We start from the raw sequence: 18,707 nt of genomic DNA, 5'->3' as shown, positions 1-18,707 counted from the left end.
TCGTTTGATAAAATCAATCTCTATTCAATATAACAAATAGGATCATGCATGCAACTGACTTATGCGGGACAGGTTTTCTTGGTGGTGGTTGCGATCTTGTGTGTCTGGTCTTTTGTGCTGACAAAGTTTTGGCTAAAACGTTTAGCTAAGAATCGTGACAGCAGTAAATTTGAATTTGCTTATTTATTTGTTGTGGTGTTTAGCATCAGCTCCCTATTTTTCCCTTTTACTTATTGGGTGTCGCAAGCTGTATATGGTTTAGCAACCAAACCGAGCTACGATGCAACTATCGTGAGCTATACCTCTGAATGGGTCGATACCGAACGTACGGATTCCAACGGGCGTAAATATAAAACCCAAACTTTAATGCATACAGCTCAGGTGCAATTCAAAGATGATCAAAACAGAACATTGGTCTTGGATAATTCAGTCCGTTCAGGTGATGTGCCTGTAGTCGGAGATCATATTCAAGTCGTTTATGAGGCAGGTGATCATTCTGCTCAGGAAAAGAGTTGGCGCACGGGTTTACTGTTTGCCGCTACCCTGTTTATGCTGTTTATTATGGGCTATATCTTGGTCATGATTATTGCCTATGCTTTGAATCGGAATATGGAGCCTTACAAAGCCTTTGCTAACGTCTTAATTTTTAGAATTACCCTTCCACTCGGCACAATGGCGATGTTTGGGATGCTGTCTTATTCGGTTTTTGCTTATTTCTTTTTGGGCAATCCACAGAATATACCTGTCTGGGCCGTTGCGATTTGCAGCTTCTTTTCGCTCTGTCTTTTACCGCTGATTTATCATATTTTGACAGGTTGGAAAGCGTACAAGAAATAATTTTTTATTGCCGTTTATTCTTTAATTGTTGTTATATACGCTGTCCCTACACTTTTACCTTGAAAATCCAATACTGAATAATTTTTCATCAAAATAATTTCATCTAGGATTTGCCCAAATAGGATTTCACAGACCAAAAACTCATTCAGAAATTTCTTTTCTTCATCTTTCAAATATAAGCGTATCATATGAGTTGAATCTTCTATTTTCATAAATAAGATCATACTGATATATAAATCATTATTCTTGTTATTAAAATCAACGTAGTCAGCAGCAATGTCTTTACGATGTAAGCAAATATATCCCTGACAAATCATTTGTTCTTCTATCATTTATTCTTTCCTAATAACAAAAAAGCGCATCTTTCGATACGCTTTTAGCAGAACTTCTTTTATCTAATCAAGCATTAAAGATCAAATAATTTGCCCGGGTTCATAATCCCATTCGGGTCAAATGCCAACTTCAATGCTTTCATATATTCAATTTCTTCAGGTGAACGTGAATATTCCAAATATGGCTTCTTAGTCATACCCACACCGTGCTCGGCAGAGATCGAACCATCATATTTTTTCACAGTATCAAACACGTATTTATTCACCACCTGACACTTGGCAAAGAACTCATCTTTGGTCAGGTTTTCAGGTTTTAAAATATTGAGGTGCAAGTTACCATCACCAATATGACCAAACCAACAGATTTCAAAATCTGGATAATTATCAGCAACAATCGCATCAATTTCCGCAATAAATGCAGGTACATGGGTAATTAATACAGAGATGTCGTTTTTGTATGGAATAAACGGCGCAATCGACTCTGAAATATCTTCACGCAAACGCCATAAGCTTTGAGCCTGTTCAAGACTTTGGCTCATCACACCATCAATCACCCAACCTTGTTCCATACAATGCTCAAAAATCTGCATTGCCTTGTCCATGATTGGTTCATACGGTGCTTCAAATTCCAATAACACATAGAACGGACATTGCGTTTCAAATGGACGCTGTACATGACCGCGATCCAACACTTTCTGCATTGCCAATTCACCAAAGAATTCAAAAGCAGTCAGATCAATTGCATTTTGGAAGGCATGCAATACAGGCATCACAGCTTCAAAGTCAGGCGCACCCAATACCATCACTTGTAAGTTTTGTGGCTGACGCTCAAGCTTGATTTCAGCTTCTGTCACTAAACCAAGCGTACCTTCACCACCAATAAACAAGTGTTGCAGCGAATAGCCTGTCGCATTCTTAATCATGCCTTTGTTTAAACGCAGCACATCACCCTTACCTGTCACCACCGTCAAGCCAAGTACCCAGTTACGGGTCATGCCGTACTTGATGACTTTAATGCCACCCGCATTGGTGCCGATGTTACCGCCAATCTGGCTTGAGCCTGCTGAAGCAAAATCGACTGGATAATACATGCCTTGTTCTTCGGCATAATTCTGTAATTGCTCAGTCACCACGCCTGCTTGCACACGGACCATACGATCTGCTGGGAAGAACTCAAGAATCTGGTTCATCTTGTCAAAGCTAATTACGATCTCGCCATTGGTTGCAACCGCACCCGCAGAAAGGCCAGTACGACCACCCGATGGTGTAATTGCGACATTAAATTGATTGGCAAGTTTAACAATGGCCTGAACTTGTTCAGTGCTAGAAGGGAAAACGATGACTGATGGGTTCGGATCAAAATGTTTGGTATGATCTCGTCCCCAATTTTCCAAACTGTCGGCATCGGTTTTAATTCGGTTTTCACCCACAATTGCCGTTAATTGGGTCAATAACTCAGGTGTTAAAGCGACTGAAGCATTCATCGTTTACAGGCCTAGCAAGAAGTAAAGATAGAGCATTTGAATAACAACACAATATTTTTCAATATCTTAAAATGCAGTATTCAACATATAGAAACTCGGCAGAACAGCGCAAACCTGATGTTTTCAGATTTGACTATCAGATATCTGCATTTTACATAGAAGCAGGCATGGGATAAAGCTTAGGATAAAGATACTGTAATAACAAAATGTGTATAACCAATAAAATTCAGCTTTAGCTGAAAAATTATCAATAATTCTGCTGCGCTAATTTTAAACGAAATATTTATATCTCAAAGCTCTATGCTATAGTACTGCAACTAAATTTTGGCCTTTGTAGCGGAGCCGTAATGAGCCAACATCTATCACTACCTAAAGACAAAATCCGTTTCCTTCTGTTAGAAGGTGTGCATCAAAATGCCATCGATACTTTAAATGCAGCGGGTTATACCAACATCGATTATCACAAAACTGCGCTTGAAGGCGAAGCTTTAAAAGAAGCAGTTAAAGATGCTCACTTCATTGGTATTCGTTCCCGTACGCAATTAACTGAAGAAATCTTTGAAGCTGCGAACAAATTGATCGCAGTCGGTTGCTTCTGTATTGGTACAAACCAAGTCGATTTAAAAGCGGCGATGTCTCGTGGTATCCCTGTATTCAACGCACCGTATTCAAATACACGTTCGGTTGCAGAATTAGTTCTTGCTGAAACGATTCTGTTGCTTCGTCGTGTACCTGAAAAATCGAAAGATACACATGCGGGCGGTTGGAATAAAGCTGCGGTGGGTTCATTTGAAACTCGTGGTAAGACTCTAGGTATCGTCGGTTACGGCTCGATCGGTTCACAACTTTCTGTTTTGGCAGAAAGCTTAGGTATGAAAGTCATCTATTTTGATGCTGTGACTAAATTACCATTAGGTAATGCACGCCAAGTTGGCTCTTTAGATGAACTTTTGGAAACTGCGGATGTGGTAACGCTACACGTTCCAGATGTTCCATCTACGCGTAACTTCTTCAAGAAAGAACAATTCGCGAAAATGAAAAAAGGCTCAATCTTCTTGAACGCAGCACGTGGTACATGTGTGGTAATCGAAGATTTAGCAGATGCAATTAAATCAGGTCACATTGCTGGTGCAGCGGTTGACGTATTCCCGAAAGAACCAAAAGCCAATGGTGAAGAGTTCCTATCTCCACTTCGCGGTTTAGACAACGTGATCTTAACCCCGCACGTGGGTGGTTCGACCATGGAAGCGCAAGCAAACATCGGTTTAGAAGTGGCTGAAAAATTCGTTGCTTATTCAGACAAAGGTATGACGCTTTCCGCGGTGAACTTCCCAGAAATCGCATTACCACTTTCTGATGGTCAGCACCGTTTACTTCACATCCACAAAAACGTTCCGGGTGTGTTATCGAAGATCAATACATTGTTCGCTGAACAAGGCATCAACATCTCTGGTCAGTCGTTAATGACTAAAGGTGATATCGGTTACTTGGTGATGGATGTTGACGCATCTGCATCTCAAGAAGCGCTTGATACTTTGAACCACGTTGAAGGCACCATCCGCGTTCGCGTATTGTTCTAATCATTATTTAGAATAATGTCGAAAAAGCCACAGTTGATGCTGTGGCTTTTTTATGGGCGTTTGACTTATTATGTGAATATTATACCAACTGTTAAATAATAAAATGTCGACCCCAATGCTGAAAACACCACTACATGCTTTATTGCTGTTGATGATTGCCATGTTGTGTGTGCAAGGCAGTGGTTCCTTGGCCAAAATTCTGTTTCAAAGCTTTCCTGTATTAACCGTTTCCGCTATGCGCCTATTTTTTGGTGCAATCATATTGGCGGTGATTTTTAAAATCTGGACCATCAATTTCAAAGTAGTGCGTTGGAAAGCCATTCTCACTTATGGGGTGGCACTTGCAGGTATGAATGCGCTGTTCTATTTATCACTAGAACGCTTACCGCTCGGTCTTGCCGTTGCCTTTGAATTTATTGGTCCCTTAAGTGTCGCGCTATATCATGCTCGGCAGAAATATGACTTCATCTGGGTTGGCTGTGCCATTCTAGGTTTAATGTTGCTCTTTCCTTTGGAACAGGCACAACAAGGTCTCGACATGCTTGGTGTATTCTTTGCTGTGAGTGCGGGTGCGTGTTGGGCTCTGTATATTATTGCGGGGCAAAAACCATCAGGCATCTCGGGTAATCACACCGTCTGCTTAGGCATGTCCATTGGTATGCTCTGCTTACTGCCCTTTGCTCTCTTTTCAGGGGCAATCGATCGAGTCTTTGAACTGCCAAACTTATACTATTTTATCGGGCTTGCGATATTAGCCAGTGCCTTACCCTTTACCTTAGAAATGATCGCCTTGCGCAGTTTAACTCCGCTTAGCTTTGGCACCTTGATGAGCTTGGAACCCGCAGTGGCTGCCCTTTCAGGCTTTATCTTCCTTGGTGAAATGTTGCTTTGGAATCAATGGTTAGCATTGGGTACCATTATCATTGCCTCGATTGGCTGTACCTTTACCACGCAACATGCGCGACAGCAAAAAGAGGCTGGGTAATCAGGGTATCCAGTACGTGCATATGCAAGAATATTTAGAACTCACCTTGATAACCTTAGAAAGCTTATCTGAACAAGTAGGCAAGCCGATTGATCACGCCTCCTATTTGGCCTCATTAATTAGCACTTCAGATCAAGGTTATCTATTTGAGTATCGAAAAAAGCAGCAATTATTAGGCTATTTCAATGTTGAAAGAATAGAAGGACAACACTGGTTTGTTCCTATGTTCGTGATCCACCCTAAACATCGAAGCAAAGAAGTTTTTGCTGCTCTGATGACACAGTTCATTCAATTTATTGAAGATCATCAGGTTGCAACACTGATCAGCCATGCTTTAAAAAATAACAGTCCATCCTTAAAATTCCATAAACGCTTAGGCTTTACAATTATTCGTGAAAATCAGATCGCTTTTGAGCTCAAGCTTGAAATCAACGACGAAATTAAAAACAAATGGTGCTCGATCTTTGCACTACGGCTAGACGTTCATGAATAAATATCTCAGCTCCTCTATCTACATGACATGGCTATCAACATGAAAAATATCCAGTTAATTGCTGTGCTGTACATGGTTTTGTCCATGCTGTCCTACCAAATCAGTGCATCCTTTGCCAAGCAGTTAATCGCTACGCTTGATCCACTCACCGTGACCATTTTAAGACTGTGCTTTGCGACCATTCTGGTGGCAATCATGTTCCGTTCATGGAAAATTATTTCCAAATTGAAGGAGCTAAAATGGCGAGATTTACTCTGTTATAGTGCAGCCTTGGGTTGTATGAATATTCTTTTCTACACCTCATTAGGTAAGTTACCGCAAGGCATTGCCGTTGGTTTAGAGTTTATTGGCCCATTGGGTTTAGCCTTACTCTCGATTAAACAGCGCAGTGATTATATTTGGGTGGCATTTGCGATTTTAGGCATTGCTTTAATGGTGCCGTGGAACGATGCTCATGCGCAGCACTTTTCCTATATTGGTGCCGCATGTGCGCTGGGTGCTGGATTCTTTTGGGCCTTGTATATTTATTATGGGCATCGTGTGGTACAGCAGAATATTGGTATGCATGCCTTGACCATTGCCATTGGCCTATCTGCACTCACCATGCTACCTTTCGGTCTTTGGAATAACGCGCCGGTGCTGCTAGATACCCAGTATTGGGGCAAAGCACTGGTCATTGCCCTGCTCGCAACTGCGATTCCTTATGCCTTGGATTTAATGGCCCTCAAACGGCTAACTAAGCTCAGCTATGGCACACTTTCCAGCCTTGCGCCTGCATTAGCAGCCTTAGCTGGTCTGGTGCTGCTACATGAGCGAATTAGCTTGATTCAGTGGGTGGCTTTGGCTTGCATTATGGTGGCTTCGATTGGCGTTACCTTACGTGGTGGGAAAGCTTAGGTAGATCATCTAGCCCGCAATGATCTGATAGCCCAAGCGGCAGATTAAAATACTCACCAATATCAAGAATAAAATACGGATAAAGCCACTACCGTATTTTAGAGCCAAACGGACACCCAATAACGAGCCAGCAATATTGGCAACCGCCATCATCATTCCCAAGGCAAAAAGCACATGACCTGTCGGAATAAAGAAGCTGAGTGCTGCCAGATTGGTCATGAAGTTGCCGATCTTTGATAATGCCGAAGCATGTAAGAAATCGACCTGTAAAAAGCGAATGAAAAAGAAAATAAAGAAACTGCCCGTACCTGGACCAAAAATACCATCATAGAAACCAATCGCTAGACTACCCATCGCAGCCAGCACCAGTAACTTTGGCGTGATTTTTTGATCGACGTGCACTTGCCCGAATTGCTTTTTCATAAAGGTATAAATCGCAATCACGATCAGCATGACCAAAACAATCGGCCTTAGGATATGGGTTGGCACCAAAGATACACAGGCCGCCCCAATGAATGAGCTGATAAAGGCAAATAGTGCAATCACACCGAGTAATGACCATTGCAATTTGACACGGCGTACAAATGAAAAAGCCGCAGAACCCGTTCCGCAAATGGAGGCCAGTTTATTGGTTCCAAATAAGGTCGCAGGTGCCGTTTGTGGTAAGGCTCCCATCAATGCAGGAATCTGAATCAAACCGCCACCACCTACAGCAGCATCAATGGTTCCTGCACAAAAAGCAAAGAACACTAAGGTTAGAATCAGTTCCCATTCCATTGACGATACTCTTATAAATTTAACAAGCGTTTTGGTACTAGACGTTTTTTATCGGTGATTTCAGCCAAGCCTAAGCAGCGCTCTCCATCGAACACCAACACTTCAGCTGCAGCTTCATGATCGATATTACTTTCCTGACCATTGCCGAAATACTTTTCACGCCCTTCTGGCAATTGCACCCGAGGAAAATGCTCAACAGGTGAATACACTGACAGTAATAATGCATCCCGCTCTTCCAAAGAAAGGCTTTCGAGATATTCAATGGTGTAACTTGGATTAATCTCAAAGTGCCCTGTTTGAGTACGATGCAATTTAGTTAAATGCCCACCACAACCCAAAGCCTCGCCAATATCTTCACCCAATACACGGATATAAGTGCCTTTTGAGCAAGTCACATCCAATGTCAGACTATCTTCAGTGAAATCAACTAAAGTTAAATCATAAATAGTAACTGGACGTGCTTCACGCTCAATCTCAATGCCTTTACGTGCTAATTCATAGAGTGGACGACCTTCGCGTTTCAAGGCTGAATACATCGGCGGTACTTGCTGAATATCACCACGAAACTGTGTCAGAACTTGCTCAATATACGCTTCTGTTAATGCAGGTACTTCTCTCTGCTGGAGAATTTCACCTTCCACATCCCCGGTCGCTGTGGTTTGCCCTAACTTGACCGTAGTTTGATAGCGTTTGGTTGAATCGAGTAAATAATGCGAAAACTTGGTCGCTTCACCTAAACAGATGGGCAATAGTCCTGTTGCCAATGGATCGAGTGCACCTGTATGCCCTGCCTTTTGTGCATTAAAAAGACGACGTACCTTTTGCAATGCTGAGTTAGAACTTAAACCTAAAGGCTTATTTAATAGGAAAACACCGCTTAAATGGCGGTAAGCACTTTTTTTCATAAAAAGAAAAGTCAAAGCATAAAGACCTATTTTAGCAAAACTCGGCCTAGGATTTAAAAAAGGATTGGCTTTTAGCCGCAAACAGACATAAAAAAATGCGCCAAAGGCGCATTTTTTTGCTTTACAACAAAGTTAAAATTAACCTTGTTTACGAGCTGGTAACTTTTCACGAATACGTGCAGCTTTACCAGACAACTCGCGTAGGTAGTAAAGTTTAGCACGACGAACGTCACCACGACGTTTCACTTCGATTTTAGCAACGATTGGAGAGTGAGTTTGGAAAACACGCTCAACACCAACACCGCTAGAGATTTTACGAACTGTGAAAGCAGAGTTCAAACCACGATTTTTCTTCGCGATTACAACACCTTCAAATGCTTGAAGACGTTCACGTTCACCCTCTTTTACTTTAACTTGAACGATAACTGTATCGCCCGGTGCAAAAGCAGGGATGTCTGATTTTAACTGTGCATTTTCAACAGCTTGAACTAAAGGATGTTTACCACTCATGTGGAATCTCCAATATGTGCGGGAGAGAAGAGGTCTCTGACACCGCTGGGAATAGAGGCTAAAGCGCATATCTCCCGTTTAACTTTCCCTTTAGAGCAAAATTGCTTTAAAGAGCCTATTTTTAACTTAAACCAAGTTTAAGTAAAACTCGAAGCAAAGCTTCTCGTTGGGTGCGAAGACAAACTGATACCAGTTTAACCTTTCGAATCTTTTAGCCATTTAATTTGCTGTTTGCTCAACTCTACTTTTTCCACCAATTCTGGTCGACGGTCTAAAGTACGTTGATAACGCTGCAAAAAACGCCATTTCTCAATATTGGCATGATGTCCTGATTTAAGTACCTCAGGCACATCTAACCCTTCGAAACAGTCAGGCTTGGTATATTGTGGACAATCCAATAAACCATCCACAAAAGAATCTTGTATCGCAGATTGCTCGTCAGACATGACATTTGGCAATCGACGAATAATACTGTCGAGCAATACCATGGCAGGAAGTTCACCACCCGATAATACGTAATCCCCAATTGACCATTCTTGATCAACATAATGCTGGATTAAACGCTCATCGACCCCTTCATAACGCCCACACAATACAATCAAACCATCATAATCAACGAATTGTTGTACTGCCTGTTCATTTAAGGTTTTGCCTTGCGGTGACATATACACCACTGGCGCATGGACACAGCCTGCTTGCATTGCAAGTTGTTTAGCATGGGTAATTGCTTGTGCCAAAGGCTCAGCCATCATCACCATACCAGGCCCACCACCGAACGGACGTTCATCCACTCGTTTATAGTTGCCCTCAGCAAAATCTCGTGGGTTAATGCAAGTTACTTGCACGATGTCACGCTTTGCTGCACGCCCGCTAATCCCGTGCGCTGTAATCGCTTCAAACATTTCAGGAAACAATGTGATGACTGCAAAAAACACCGCAGACTCCTTTATTTTCCTGCTGCGCTACTTTCCCCGAAAGGATTAGTAGTCTACGCCCCAATTGACGTAAATACGACCAGCTTCAAGATCAACGCGTTGTACCACATCTTTATGCCAAGGAATCATTCGCTCTTCAGCATCAATGCTATCAGGTGTCGCTTTTACGACCATGACATCATTGGCACCTGTTTCAAACAGTTCGTAGATTTGACCGAGATTGACTTCTTGTTCTTCATCATCAAGACCTAACACCGTTAGCCCTTTAAGATCAGACCAGTAATACTCGTCTACATCTGCTTTTGGTAGCTGAGATTTGGCAATCCAGATATTTGCGCCAACCAGATTTTCTGCACCAGTACGATCATTCACGTCCTTTAATGCAACAACCAAGCCTTTGCCATGTGGTTTCCAACGTTTTACATCAATAGTTTGCCAACCTGCCTTGGTCTCAATGTACCAAGGAAGGTAGTCAAACATATTGCTCATAGGTTCTGTATTAGAGTAAACCCAGAGCCACCCATTCAATCCATAAGCTGAACGTAACTGTCCAATCTGAATACGATCTTCTGGCACATTCTGTGTCGATGTCATGGGCTACCTACTACAATTATGCAGTAGTTGCAGCTTTTTTAGCTTGAGCAGCTAAAGAAGCAACGCGATCTGAAGGTTGAGCACCTTGAGCAACCCAGTGAGCAAAACGGTCAGCATCTAAACGAACTTTTTCAGCTTTACCTTGTGCAGTTGGGTTAAAGAAACCAATACGCTCGATGAAACGACCATCACGTGCATTGCGGCTATCAGTTACAATGATTTGATAGAATGGACGTTTTTTTGCACCACCGCGCGCTAAACGAATAACAACCATGAGAACAACCTTATAATTTTTACGGATTATCCCTGCGCCGACCATCGGCAACACTTCAAACCCCTTTCATAGAGGGCGATATTCTACGTTATATTTGCCTTGAAAGAAAGATTAAATTTTGGGTTATCCACAGCTCTGAATTTAATTTATAAAATCTACTGAGTTACCAGTCTTCTGTCTCATTACCACAGCTTGATGTTGTCATATTTGCAGCCGTTTTAGTCTTACATTTAAGACCTGTGCTGGTTAATAACAAGGAATAATTCCTCGGACTTTGACTCACGGCTTTTAATGACCATGCCTGAGTATTGACCGTTAATGTTAACGTGAATTTTTGGTTACCACTCGTTGCTGTCAAAGGTAGAGGCAAGGTGGTGTTGGTTGCGCTAGGTACAGTGTAGTAAGCACCTTGATTCGTCGCGGTTCCTTTCAGCACAAAACCATCATAACTAAAATTGCGTGCCCGATGTTTTTCCAAGAGCTCTGCAACTTTAAGCATTTCTTGTTGTGCTGTAGATAAGTCTGCACGGCGGATATAGGTGTCATAACTTGGAACCGCAATCGCAGCAATAATTGCCACGATTGCCACCGTAATCATCAGCTCAATTAGAGTAAAACCTGCGCAACGTTTCCTCTTTGCACAAGAACGATTACTAGGTTGGACGTGGTAAGAAACATGAGGTCTTACCACCTCCAAAGCGACACATCGACATAACTGCATTTTATTCATTACGTTCATACCAAGTGAGTGGCACTAATTGACGACGCATGGTATTCATTGGAAGTTTACTATTCCCAATTTTATCTTTTGCATTTGGATTCAGTAGCTGACGTGTCAGACCATTTTTGTCACTTAAACCAATTCCAGCACCTACCATCGAATCCACAATCCCATGCCCTGCGCCAAAGCTCATAGTCACGTCTTTGATATCTTTTTCACAGACACCAAACGGTAAGCAGAAGCGCTGAACTGTAGTCGCACCATTGGCCTGAATTTTACAACCATTGCCTATAGTGGTATTGGGATTATAGACACTGGCATAAAGGCTCTTATTCATCACCACCATCTCGCTTAAAACCTTACTACCTGTTTGATTGGTGAGACTCACTTCATTACCTTGTGCATCAAGCTCTTTTCCAACCACAGTATTGGCCTGTGCATACCAACCATTAGGCAGCATCGCTTTGACTTGTACTAGATTTTTCCCTTTCAAATCACTCGCAGTCAGCATCGCTTTAAGATCAGTTGGTAAGAGTTTAGGCGTGCTATTCCCCGTAGCGGTGAAGTTTCTACGTACGACATCCTGATCAAAGAGGTTGTAAATTGTACTGCTTGAGCTTTTATCACTAAATGGAAGACTACGATTTCCCGAAGCAATACTCACCACTGCAAGCGGTTGCTCATAACCATACACACTAAAATTTGGTGCTTCATAAAAGCGACTTGTACTATCTTTAAACAGCGCAGTATAAGCACCACAACTACCAGCTTTTGTAGCAAAGTCTTTGCTTAGATCAATCCGCCATACTTGGCCGCCAAGGTCACCAAAATAGAGATGGTCTGCCATACCGTCCCCATCACGATCTACCGCATTGATACGACTTACCACACTAAATAAATCTTTCGCCTTCAATCCATAACTTGTGCTATCTGGGTTACATGAGGTGCTTTGGCTATCTCCTCCGGCATACCAGATCAAATCGCCATTATCGGCATCAAACATATAGACCATACGCCCCTTGGTCGCATCCGTAATTGTAGGTACTGCTTTTTCATATTCCATGTCATAGCCACCACCTACCAGCATCACACGTTTTGCAGCACCTTTATACATAATGGTGGTGATCGTCGGTTTAGACCAACTTTGCCCCATAGATGCCAAGGCAGTATTGATGGTGGTTTTATAGCTTCCGTTCGCTTGTAGACTGATAATACGGTTGTTATCAGGATCAATGTGAAATTTGAGTTTTGGTTGGCTGATATCACTCAAATCCAATGCATAGTAACTACGTCCACCCATGCGTAAACCGCCATAGGCCATTTGCTTACCTTTCGCGAGAACTTTACCATCTTTTTTAATTTCACCGACCGTTGCAACCACTTCACTACTGGTACTACCGCTACTCATCGCTTTCATACCATAAGCATATTCACTATAGCTTGTCCAAGCACCATCGATACCATAGGCCATATTTGCTTTCACACCAGACGGCTTATCCAAGAACGCTTTGCTCTGTTGCGAATTTTCTAGCATCTCATTAGGTACAAAAGCAAAAGTTTCCTCGCCAGTTTCGGCATCGACCACATGTAATAAACCTTGGGTTGTACCAAACAACATATAATCTTTGCGCTCTTTAATACTGTTATCCGCATTAAAAGTCGCTTCCTGAGTCAATTTAATCGGTGTCGAGTGCAGATTCATTCCCACCTGCCAGTTTGTACGATTTGCTTCAGTCAAATCAGCAGTTGTTGCAGCATTACCCACGTTGTAGCCCAATAAATTCATCAGTAAATAGCCTTTAGCATCTGTCTGAGTAGTCGTTCCAGAGCCACATTTCACATCTAGATATTTATTATCAATCGTTTTTAAACCACCCACTTCTGTAAATTGATAAGTTGTCGTATTTGCAATTTGTTGGCAATCACGGTTTATCAATACTTTACGCTCGGTAATAATCGGTTTAGTTGGATCCGAGTTATTCGTTTTATTCTTTAAATTTTTAAGTTTGGCGAGCACACCACCTTTATTCCAGTCTTGTACATCATAACTCGTTGACGCTGCGTCCCAGGCATCTTTGAGTTTATTCACCGAATTATCGCTTTCTACATAATATTTTTTAAAGTTACCTATCCAACTGGCTTTCTCAGTCGGTTCAAACATGCTTTTATAGACTTCATTCGTCATACGATAAGGTGTCAGTGGATCTTCTGGAAGCGTTTGCAAACCAATTGGGTCGCCATCTGTCACACCTAAGTCATCATGAAAATCCTTGATACTTTGTGCAATATTTTGGCTATTCGCAGCGTTATACCAACCACCACCACCTATTACCCCCCAGCGTGCCATATTTTTAATATCTTCTGGATTTCTTGGTAATAAACGGTCTAACAGACTAGTAATCCCTGTGGTTAAACCACTGCCGATCAAACTATTCGGCAATAAACCATCTAAAAGTGCCCCCGTGGCGCCCAATAAATCTCGCACTGCTTTCGGTACAATACCTGTTAACAGTTGATCCTGTGCCACATTGGTACTTGAGATTTGAGTTAGGCCTTTGGTATCAGTACTATTTTCCTGCCCAGCAATATACGCTGGCAGTTGTAAAAATGAGCGATCCAAACCGATCACCGCGGTTTTAATTGGGTTGGCTTTTAATGCCCGAATATCGCGTGCATAAGCACCAATACACTGCCATGTTGCAAAGTCAGTATTGTCATTTGAGTTCTTATTATTACCTAGCGTGGTCGACTTCAAATCTGTTGAATTACATCTAAAACTCCAACTATCATTCAAACGGCCATCTTTATATTGGACATTTAAGCTCTGATTATTATCCAAACTTCTGGCCATCAAGCGTTCCATCGCAACTTTAGTCGCATCAGATTGACTGCCTTGAGGTTGCAATAAGGAGTCTGTCAAAGTTGGCGCAATAGTTGGCACCCCACCTGCGATCACCATTAAACCATTAGCATCACATTGCGGGGCTGTCGATGGAGGCTGATAAAAGTTGCCATTACTTTTAATCAGGGGGTTAATGCTACTGTTATTTTTTTGGCTGTCTTTAAAACCGCTATATTTCGCATCAACATCGGCACGATATTCATAAAAAATCTCTTGCCTCCCGACTTGTAAAATACCCAACAGATTCAATAGGTTTCCATCGACTTTTTTATAACCAGTGGTATTTACACCCAACAAACCTGCATATTTCCAATCAGCACAGGTCATGCCATCAGCTTTCCAAGCATTACATTCATAATCAGTCCATAGCAGTGATATACCCCCAAGCCCTAACAAAGCATTACGTTTAGCATATTGTCTTGCACCTGTCCCCTTGGTGGTGTTCCCCAACAAGTAGGCACCTGTTTCTGCATAGGTACTCGCCATTGGATTATTACCACCAAGGCCGAGCATGGTAAGCACATCATTTAAGGCATTATTGGTATTTTCCAGATTTAATAATTCACTAACTGCATCAAGTGGGTTACTTAAAATTTTCCCTAGTGTTGCAACCACATCATTGAGTAAACCACTCACCAGCTTCGGTACAATCAAAAGTAGACTTTGTAAATTAAATTCACCTTTAGAATCCATATTTGCGCTAGCAATATAGTCAATCATATGTTGACGATGCGTCTGGGTTTTTCCGTTATAAAGATAAGTATCACTGAGTAATTTAGGTTCAAATACAATCGCACCAGCACGATCATTCACGGTTTGGTTATAAGGTGAGACCGATAAGCCGACCATAGTACTATCTGGGATTTGATCGATATTAGGTAAACCGCCTTCACCTTTTTTACCTTTCAAAACATCAGTGAGTGCCATTCGGACACGTGAGTTCTTGTCATAGCAACGATAAATTCCTACGGTAGAGGAATTGGTAATTGATTTAAGTAAGCTAATATCAATCAGCGGATCACAAGTGTCACGGATATATTGTTCAGCAGATAAACCCGTTTTCACCCCTAATAAGCCATTGAGTAAGTTATCTAATAACTTAACCGTCGCATCTGTAGTCACCACTGTACAAGATTGGCGAGGGAAAGGATAAGCTGTACTTGGTTGTTCCGTTTTAATCTCTGCAATTGAATCCAGTATTCCCTGACCTTGACCGTTGCCAAGCAAACCTTTCAAGATCGCTTTATTCACGAGATCAGTCGCCTCTTTAGTCACATCGATTAGATCGGTCTGACCCGCAACTTTAATCCCCAAATTCAAGCCATTTTTACCTAGTACATCGGTAACACCCTGATCGATACACAATGGGTAATCCTTCACTAAATCTAAAAGACCAGCGCCCCCCATGCTTCGAGACTGATCAACCATCAACATTAAACGCTTTTTATTCCCTGCTGCTGGCTGATAAATTTCGATATCGCTTGCAGATGCAACCGAAGAAAGTACAAAGAAACTGGACAATACCGTGCAGCTAAACAATAAACCTTTGATTTTTCTTCTTGGTTGATGCTCATTTCGGGTAATTTTTCTTATCTTATTATTCATGGCATTTCTCCCTTATGAACTCGAAGGTTCAAAGTCAGACAAGAAACGATATTCTGCGACTTGTATGCTATATATCGGTTTTTCTGTATTTTGTTTTAAACAAGTGGCAACATCGTTGGCGCCGTTATTGTCGATACTCTTGGTTAAACAACCTTTTTTAATATCATTATCTGCGGTAAATAAAGCATCAGAAGTGAGTAAACCCTGCATGACCGATACAACATAAACTCTTAAGCGAATATTGTTTTCAGTTTTAGCGCCAAGTACTTCTGTACCACGAGAAAGATCAGCAAAAGGTGCTGTGGCAGAGGCCTCTCTTTTGATATAAACCTGAGTAACGACCTGTTTTCGGCCACTTGACTGGGATGCTGTATCATTTGCTGCATTATTTGGATCAGCTTTACACGCACCGCCATTGGTTGCCAGGGGTTCAAATGTTGAACTATTTAAACGATAACCTGCTTTGCCAAGCGCAAATGGATCTGTGCCTGAGAAACAAAAGACCAGTTCCGCATTTTTGTTATTTTCATTTTTAAAGAACCCGACAACACCATTGGCAGAGGCCAAATTCTGCTGAGTACTTGGATCTTGAAAATACATCAATGCTGTATCTGCATTTTGTGCCAATAATATTTGCATTTGATGGTTACTCACCAATTTAAGCGAGCTAATACTTTGCCGAATCGCCAGTGTGCCGACGATCGTAATCATCAGTACAATCATCAGCACGACAATCAACGTAGAACCGCGTTGAGTATGCATCATGTCCCAGCCCCCCCATTTGTACAGGTTGTGGTTTTACTACTGTCACAACCTTCTGAAACCCAGCCCATTGCGTTTCTTAAAGAAATGGTTTGATCAACAGCCTGCCGTAAATAATTATCCTGAGAAGCTGGTGTAAGATTTACTTTGCTGCCAAGCACCTGAAATGGTTCTGTATTTCTTTGTTTAATCACAGACTGGTTGCCCGTCTTATCATCTGAACGGACCAACACACCAATTTGAATCGCATGAATATAAGGTCGAAAGGTCTGCACGACCCCATCAATATTTTTTTTAGTTGCAGTCAATGCCATATAATTTTTAACGTCGGTATAAGCCAACGTACTATTTGCACTGTTTAAATCACCATCCATGTAACCTAATCGGATCTGAAAAAAATCTACATTGGGTAAAATGACCTGACTTGTTCCCCAGGCTAATTTCAAACGATCAGTTGGTGTCTTGCTATCAAGTGTCGCCTGTGTATATTGCGCAGCTTGACAGCGTAAAGATTGCCGCGTATCTGTTGATGTCGAACCGACATAATAACGCTGTATGACAAAGGTCCCATTCGCAACATCTGCACCAGAACAATCAAGACCACCTTGTGGTGCCTGATAACGAATAAGCAATTGATCGTTGGTTAATCCCGTTACATTGGCATTACCAAAACTAGTGACTTGGTTATTGGCAAAACAAGCTGCACAATTAAGGTCTATTTTTTCACCCACATTATTCGAGCTGAGTAAAATACCCGCATAAGCTGTTTGGTCATTAATTGCGGGGACTGGAGAACTTAAGTTTGCTTTGCGAATATCATCAACAATAAAGTTCAACCCCAAACTCGCATTATCTTGGATATGCGCCATCGCTTTTTGCAGCTTATAACTGGTAATACCCGTAATAAAAAGCTGGATAGCGGCCGCCACAATCAGCAAACCCAATGTCAGTGAAATCATTAGCTCAATCAGCGTAAATCCAGCCTGAGCCTTATTATGTTTTAGATTTAAGAGGCCTGTTTTCATTTCAATATGCCTCCAAGAACAAACAATGTGATCCTGAAACATACGCACCATCTTTAATACATGCTGCAATGCCTTGATCACCTGCTAAATTGGTTTGATCCCAAGCGACATAAATACATTGCCGATTATTTCCTGTTGGGCATTGATCGACAGCAATATTCATCCCATTATTTTTTGCTTCCAGTGCGGCATTCTGTAAATCTTGTAAGGCAATTTTTTCAGGTTTATCTGCTACAGTTGAAACATCAGTTTTAGGGACTTCAACCGCTTTCACCTTATATTTTCCAGCACGAGTGGCTTGCGGATTCGCTCGCATACGTTCTGCAAGATCACGTGCGATGGTTGTGGCCAAGACCTGTTTATTCGCCTCGAAGCTGGAATCAATTGCCCTTAACTGCAGAGCCGCAAAACCCAATACGCTGATTGCCAATAAAACCAGAGCAACCATTACTTCTACCAGCCCAACACCTTGTTGTTTTTGAATATTCATGTGCAGGCTCCTTCTTTGATTGTCGTATCTCCAATCACTCCAACCCGAATACAATAAGAAAGATTTTGTCTCTGTAAAATAAAGTCTTTTTGTGCTGCAAGGCTACCATTTCGTCTAAAGCTAAGATTGGTTGAGGAACTATTTGCATTGGTCACACCATTATCTAAACGTGCAATAAATATCCGCTGCGTTTCCACTTTTGGAATTGCAATTGCAGTTGCACAGTCATCTTCTGATAAAGACGCGAGACAGACTCCTGTACTTTGTCTCAACAAAACAGCCTGACTACGAGCTTCTGAAATTTTCATAACAAGTTCACGTGCTGAAGACTCAAGCTTTTGTTTGCTATACATCGTCGCAAATGAAGGTGCCGCCATCACAGCGATAATCGCAACAATAGCGATCGTTACAATGAGTTCAACCAGGGTGAATCCTGAGCGAAGATGAACAAAGCTATGCTTTGTCTGAGTGCAAGATGGAGAACAATGTTCGAAGTTGGAAGGACGATGAGTTGTGCTTAACCCTACCGCAAGTCGAGCAACCATGCTTCGAGCAGAAAACTGAACAAAATAAAGTTTTGTCCCAAGAAGTATAACTTC

At 41.8% G+C, this 18,707-nt stretch carries 19 protein-coding genes; 5 read left to right on the top strand and 14 right to left on the bottom strand.

The features are described from left to right. The first annotated feature begins 48 nt into the window (after positions 1-48). A complete protein-coding gene (locus FPL17_RS15935; RefSeq protein WP_159886122.1) occupies positions 49-837 on the top strand; it encodes a xanthine permease in 789 nt (262 codons plus the stop codon). A gap of 14 nt (positions 838-851) precedes the next feature. On the opposite strand, the gene FPL17_RS15930 is transcribed toward FPL17_RS15935, so the two are convergent. Both FPL17_RS15930 and FPL17_RS15925 read right to left on the bottom strand, forming a co-directional pair. Continuing rightward, on the bottom strand, positions 852-1,169 hold the full coding sequence (locus FPL17_RS15930) for a hypothetical protein (protein ID WP_159886120.1): 318 nt from the start codon (positions 1,167-1,169) through the stop codon (positions 852-854). Positions 1,170-1,243: 74 nt separating this feature from the next. Beyond that, positions 1,244-2,653, bottom strand: a complete 1,410-nt coding sequence (locus tag FPL17_RS15925) for an FAD-binding oxidoreductase (RefSeq protein WP_004803999.1) — start codon at positions 2,651-2,653, stop codon at positions 1,244-1,246. 347 nt (positions 2,654-3,000) lie between these two features. Between FPL17_RS15925 and serA the strand changes: the two genes are divergently transcribed. The 4 genes from serA (at position 3,001) to FPL17_RS15905 (ending at position 6,608) form a co-directional block, all read left to right on the top strand. Continuing rightward, on the top strand, positions 3,001-4,233 hold the full coding sequence (gene serA, locus FPL17_RS15920; protein ID WP_159886118.1) for a phosphoglycerate dehydrogenase: 1,233 nt from the start codon (positions 3,001-3,003) through the stop codon (positions 4,231-4,233). 103 nt (positions 4,234-4,336) lie between these two features. Then, a complete protein-coding gene (locus tag FPL17_RS15915) occupies positions 4,337-5,218 on the top strand; it encodes an EamA family transporter (protein WP_159886116.1) in 882 nt (293 codons plus the stop codon). Positions 5,219-5,240: 22 nt separating this feature from the next. Beyond that, complete coding sequence (locus FPL17_RS15910) at positions 5,241-5,711, top strand: GNAT family N-acetyltransferase (RefSeq protein WP_159886910.1); 471 nt, start codon at positions 5,241-5,243, stop codon at positions 5,709-5,711. A gap of 39 nt (positions 5,712-5,750) precedes the next feature. After that, complete coding sequence (locus FPL17_RS15905) at positions 5,751-6,608, top strand: EamA family transporter (protein ID WP_005185447.1); 858 nt, start codon at positions 5,751-5,753, stop codon at positions 6,606-6,608. Between the two features lie 9 nt (positions 6,609-6,617). Here the strand turns inward: FPL17_RS15905 and FPL17_RS15900 are convergent, their stop codons facing one another. The 12 genes from FPL17_RS15900 to FPL17_RS15845 form a co-directional block, all read right to left on the bottom strand. Next, complete coding sequence (locus tag FPL17_RS15900) at positions 6,618-7,385, bottom strand: sulfite exporter TauE/SafE family protein (RefSeq protein ID WP_159886114.1); 768 nt, start codon at positions 7,383-7,385, stop codon at positions 6,618-6,620. Positions 7,386-7,396: 11 nt separating this feature from the next. Then, positions 7,397-8,290 carry a tRNA pseudouridine(55) synthase TruB gene (truB, locus tag FPL17_RS15895; protein ID WP_159886112.1) on the bottom strand — a complete coding sequence of 298 codons (894 nt, stop codon included), beginning with the start codon at positions 8,288-8,290 and terminating at the stop codon, positions 7,397-7,399. Between the two features lie 138 nt (positions 8,291-8,428). Next, positions 8,429-8,800 (bottom strand): 50S ribosomal protein L19, encoded by a 372-nt coding sequence (rplS, locus tag FPL17_RS15890; RefSeq protein ID WP_004803988.1) that lies wholly within the window; start codon positions 8,798-8,800, stop codon positions 8,429-8,431. Between the two features lie 194 nt (positions 8,801-8,994). Next, entirely contained in the window at positions 8,995-9,735 is a 741-nt protein-coding gene (trmD, locus tag FPL17_RS15885) for a tRNA (guanosine(37)-N1)-methyltransferase TrmD (protein WP_005317792.1), read from the bottom strand. Positions 9,736-9,780: 45 nt separating this feature from the next. Then, a complete protein-coding gene (gene rimM / locus FPL17_RS15880) occupies positions 9,781-10,329 on the bottom strand; it encodes a ribosome maturation factor RimM (protein WP_004803983.1) in 549 nt (182 codons plus the stop codon). Positions 10,330-10,345: 16 nt separating this feature from the next. After that, positions 10,346-10,603: a 30S ribosomal protein S16 gene (gene rpsP / locus FPL17_RS15875; RefSeq protein ID WP_004660208.1), complete on the bottom strand. Its 258-nt coding sequence runs from the start codon at positions 10,601-10,603 to the stop codon at positions 10,346-10,348. A gap of 163 nt (positions 10,604-10,766) precedes the next feature. Continuing rightward, complete coding sequence (locus FPL17_RS15870) at positions 10,767-11,201, bottom strand: type IV pilin protein (protein ID WP_266095737.1); 435 nt, start codon at positions 11,199-11,201, stop codon at positions 10,767-10,769. 124 nt (positions 11,202-11,325) lie between these two features. Beyond that, positions 11,326-15,831, bottom strand: coding sequence for a pilus assembly protein (locus FPL17_RS15865; protein ID WP_159886108.1), 4,506 nt, complete (start codon positions 15,829-15,831; stop codon positions 11,326-11,328). Between the two features lie 12 nt (positions 15,832-15,843). Continuing rightward, the gene (locus FPL17_RS15860) at positions 15,844-16,596 is read right to left on the bottom strand and encodes a pilus assembly PilX family protein (RefSeq protein WP_159886106.1); all 753 of its coding nucleotides are present in this window, start codon (positions 16,594-16,596) and stop codon (positions 15,844-15,846) included. Continuing rightward, positions 16,593-17,618: a PilW family protein gene (locus tag FPL17_RS15855; protein ID WP_159886104.1), complete on the bottom strand. Its 1,026-nt coding sequence runs from the start codon at positions 17,616-17,618 to the stop codon at positions 16,593-16,595. The genes FPL17_RS15860 and FPL17_RS15855 overlap by 4 nt, the downstream gene beginning before the upstream one ends. A 1-nt stretch (position 17,619) precedes the next feature. Beyond that, positions 17,620-18,108 (bottom strand): type IV pilus modification protein PilV, encoded by a 489-nt coding sequence (gene pilV / locus FPL17_RS15850; protein ID WP_159886102.1) that lies wholly within the window; start codon positions 18,106-18,108, stop codon positions 17,620-17,622. Then, positions 18,105-18,653 carry a GspH/FimT family pseudopilin gene (locus FPL17_RS15845; RefSeq protein ID WP_159886908.1) on the bottom strand — a complete coding sequence of 183 codons (549 nt, stop codon included), beginning with the start codon at positions 18,651-18,653 and terminating at the stop codon, positions 18,105-18,107. Before FPL17_RS15845 ends, pilV begins: the two co-directional genes overlap by 4 nt. Positions 18,654-18,707 lie beyond the last annotated feature (54 nt).

The organism is Acinetobacter dispersus (assembly GCF_009884975.1).
Lineage (GTDB): Bacteria > Pseudomonadota > Gammaproteobacteria > Pseudomonadales > Moraxellaceae > Acinetobacter > Acinetobacter dispersus.
This window is presented reverse-complemented; position numbering and strand designations above follow the sequence as displayed.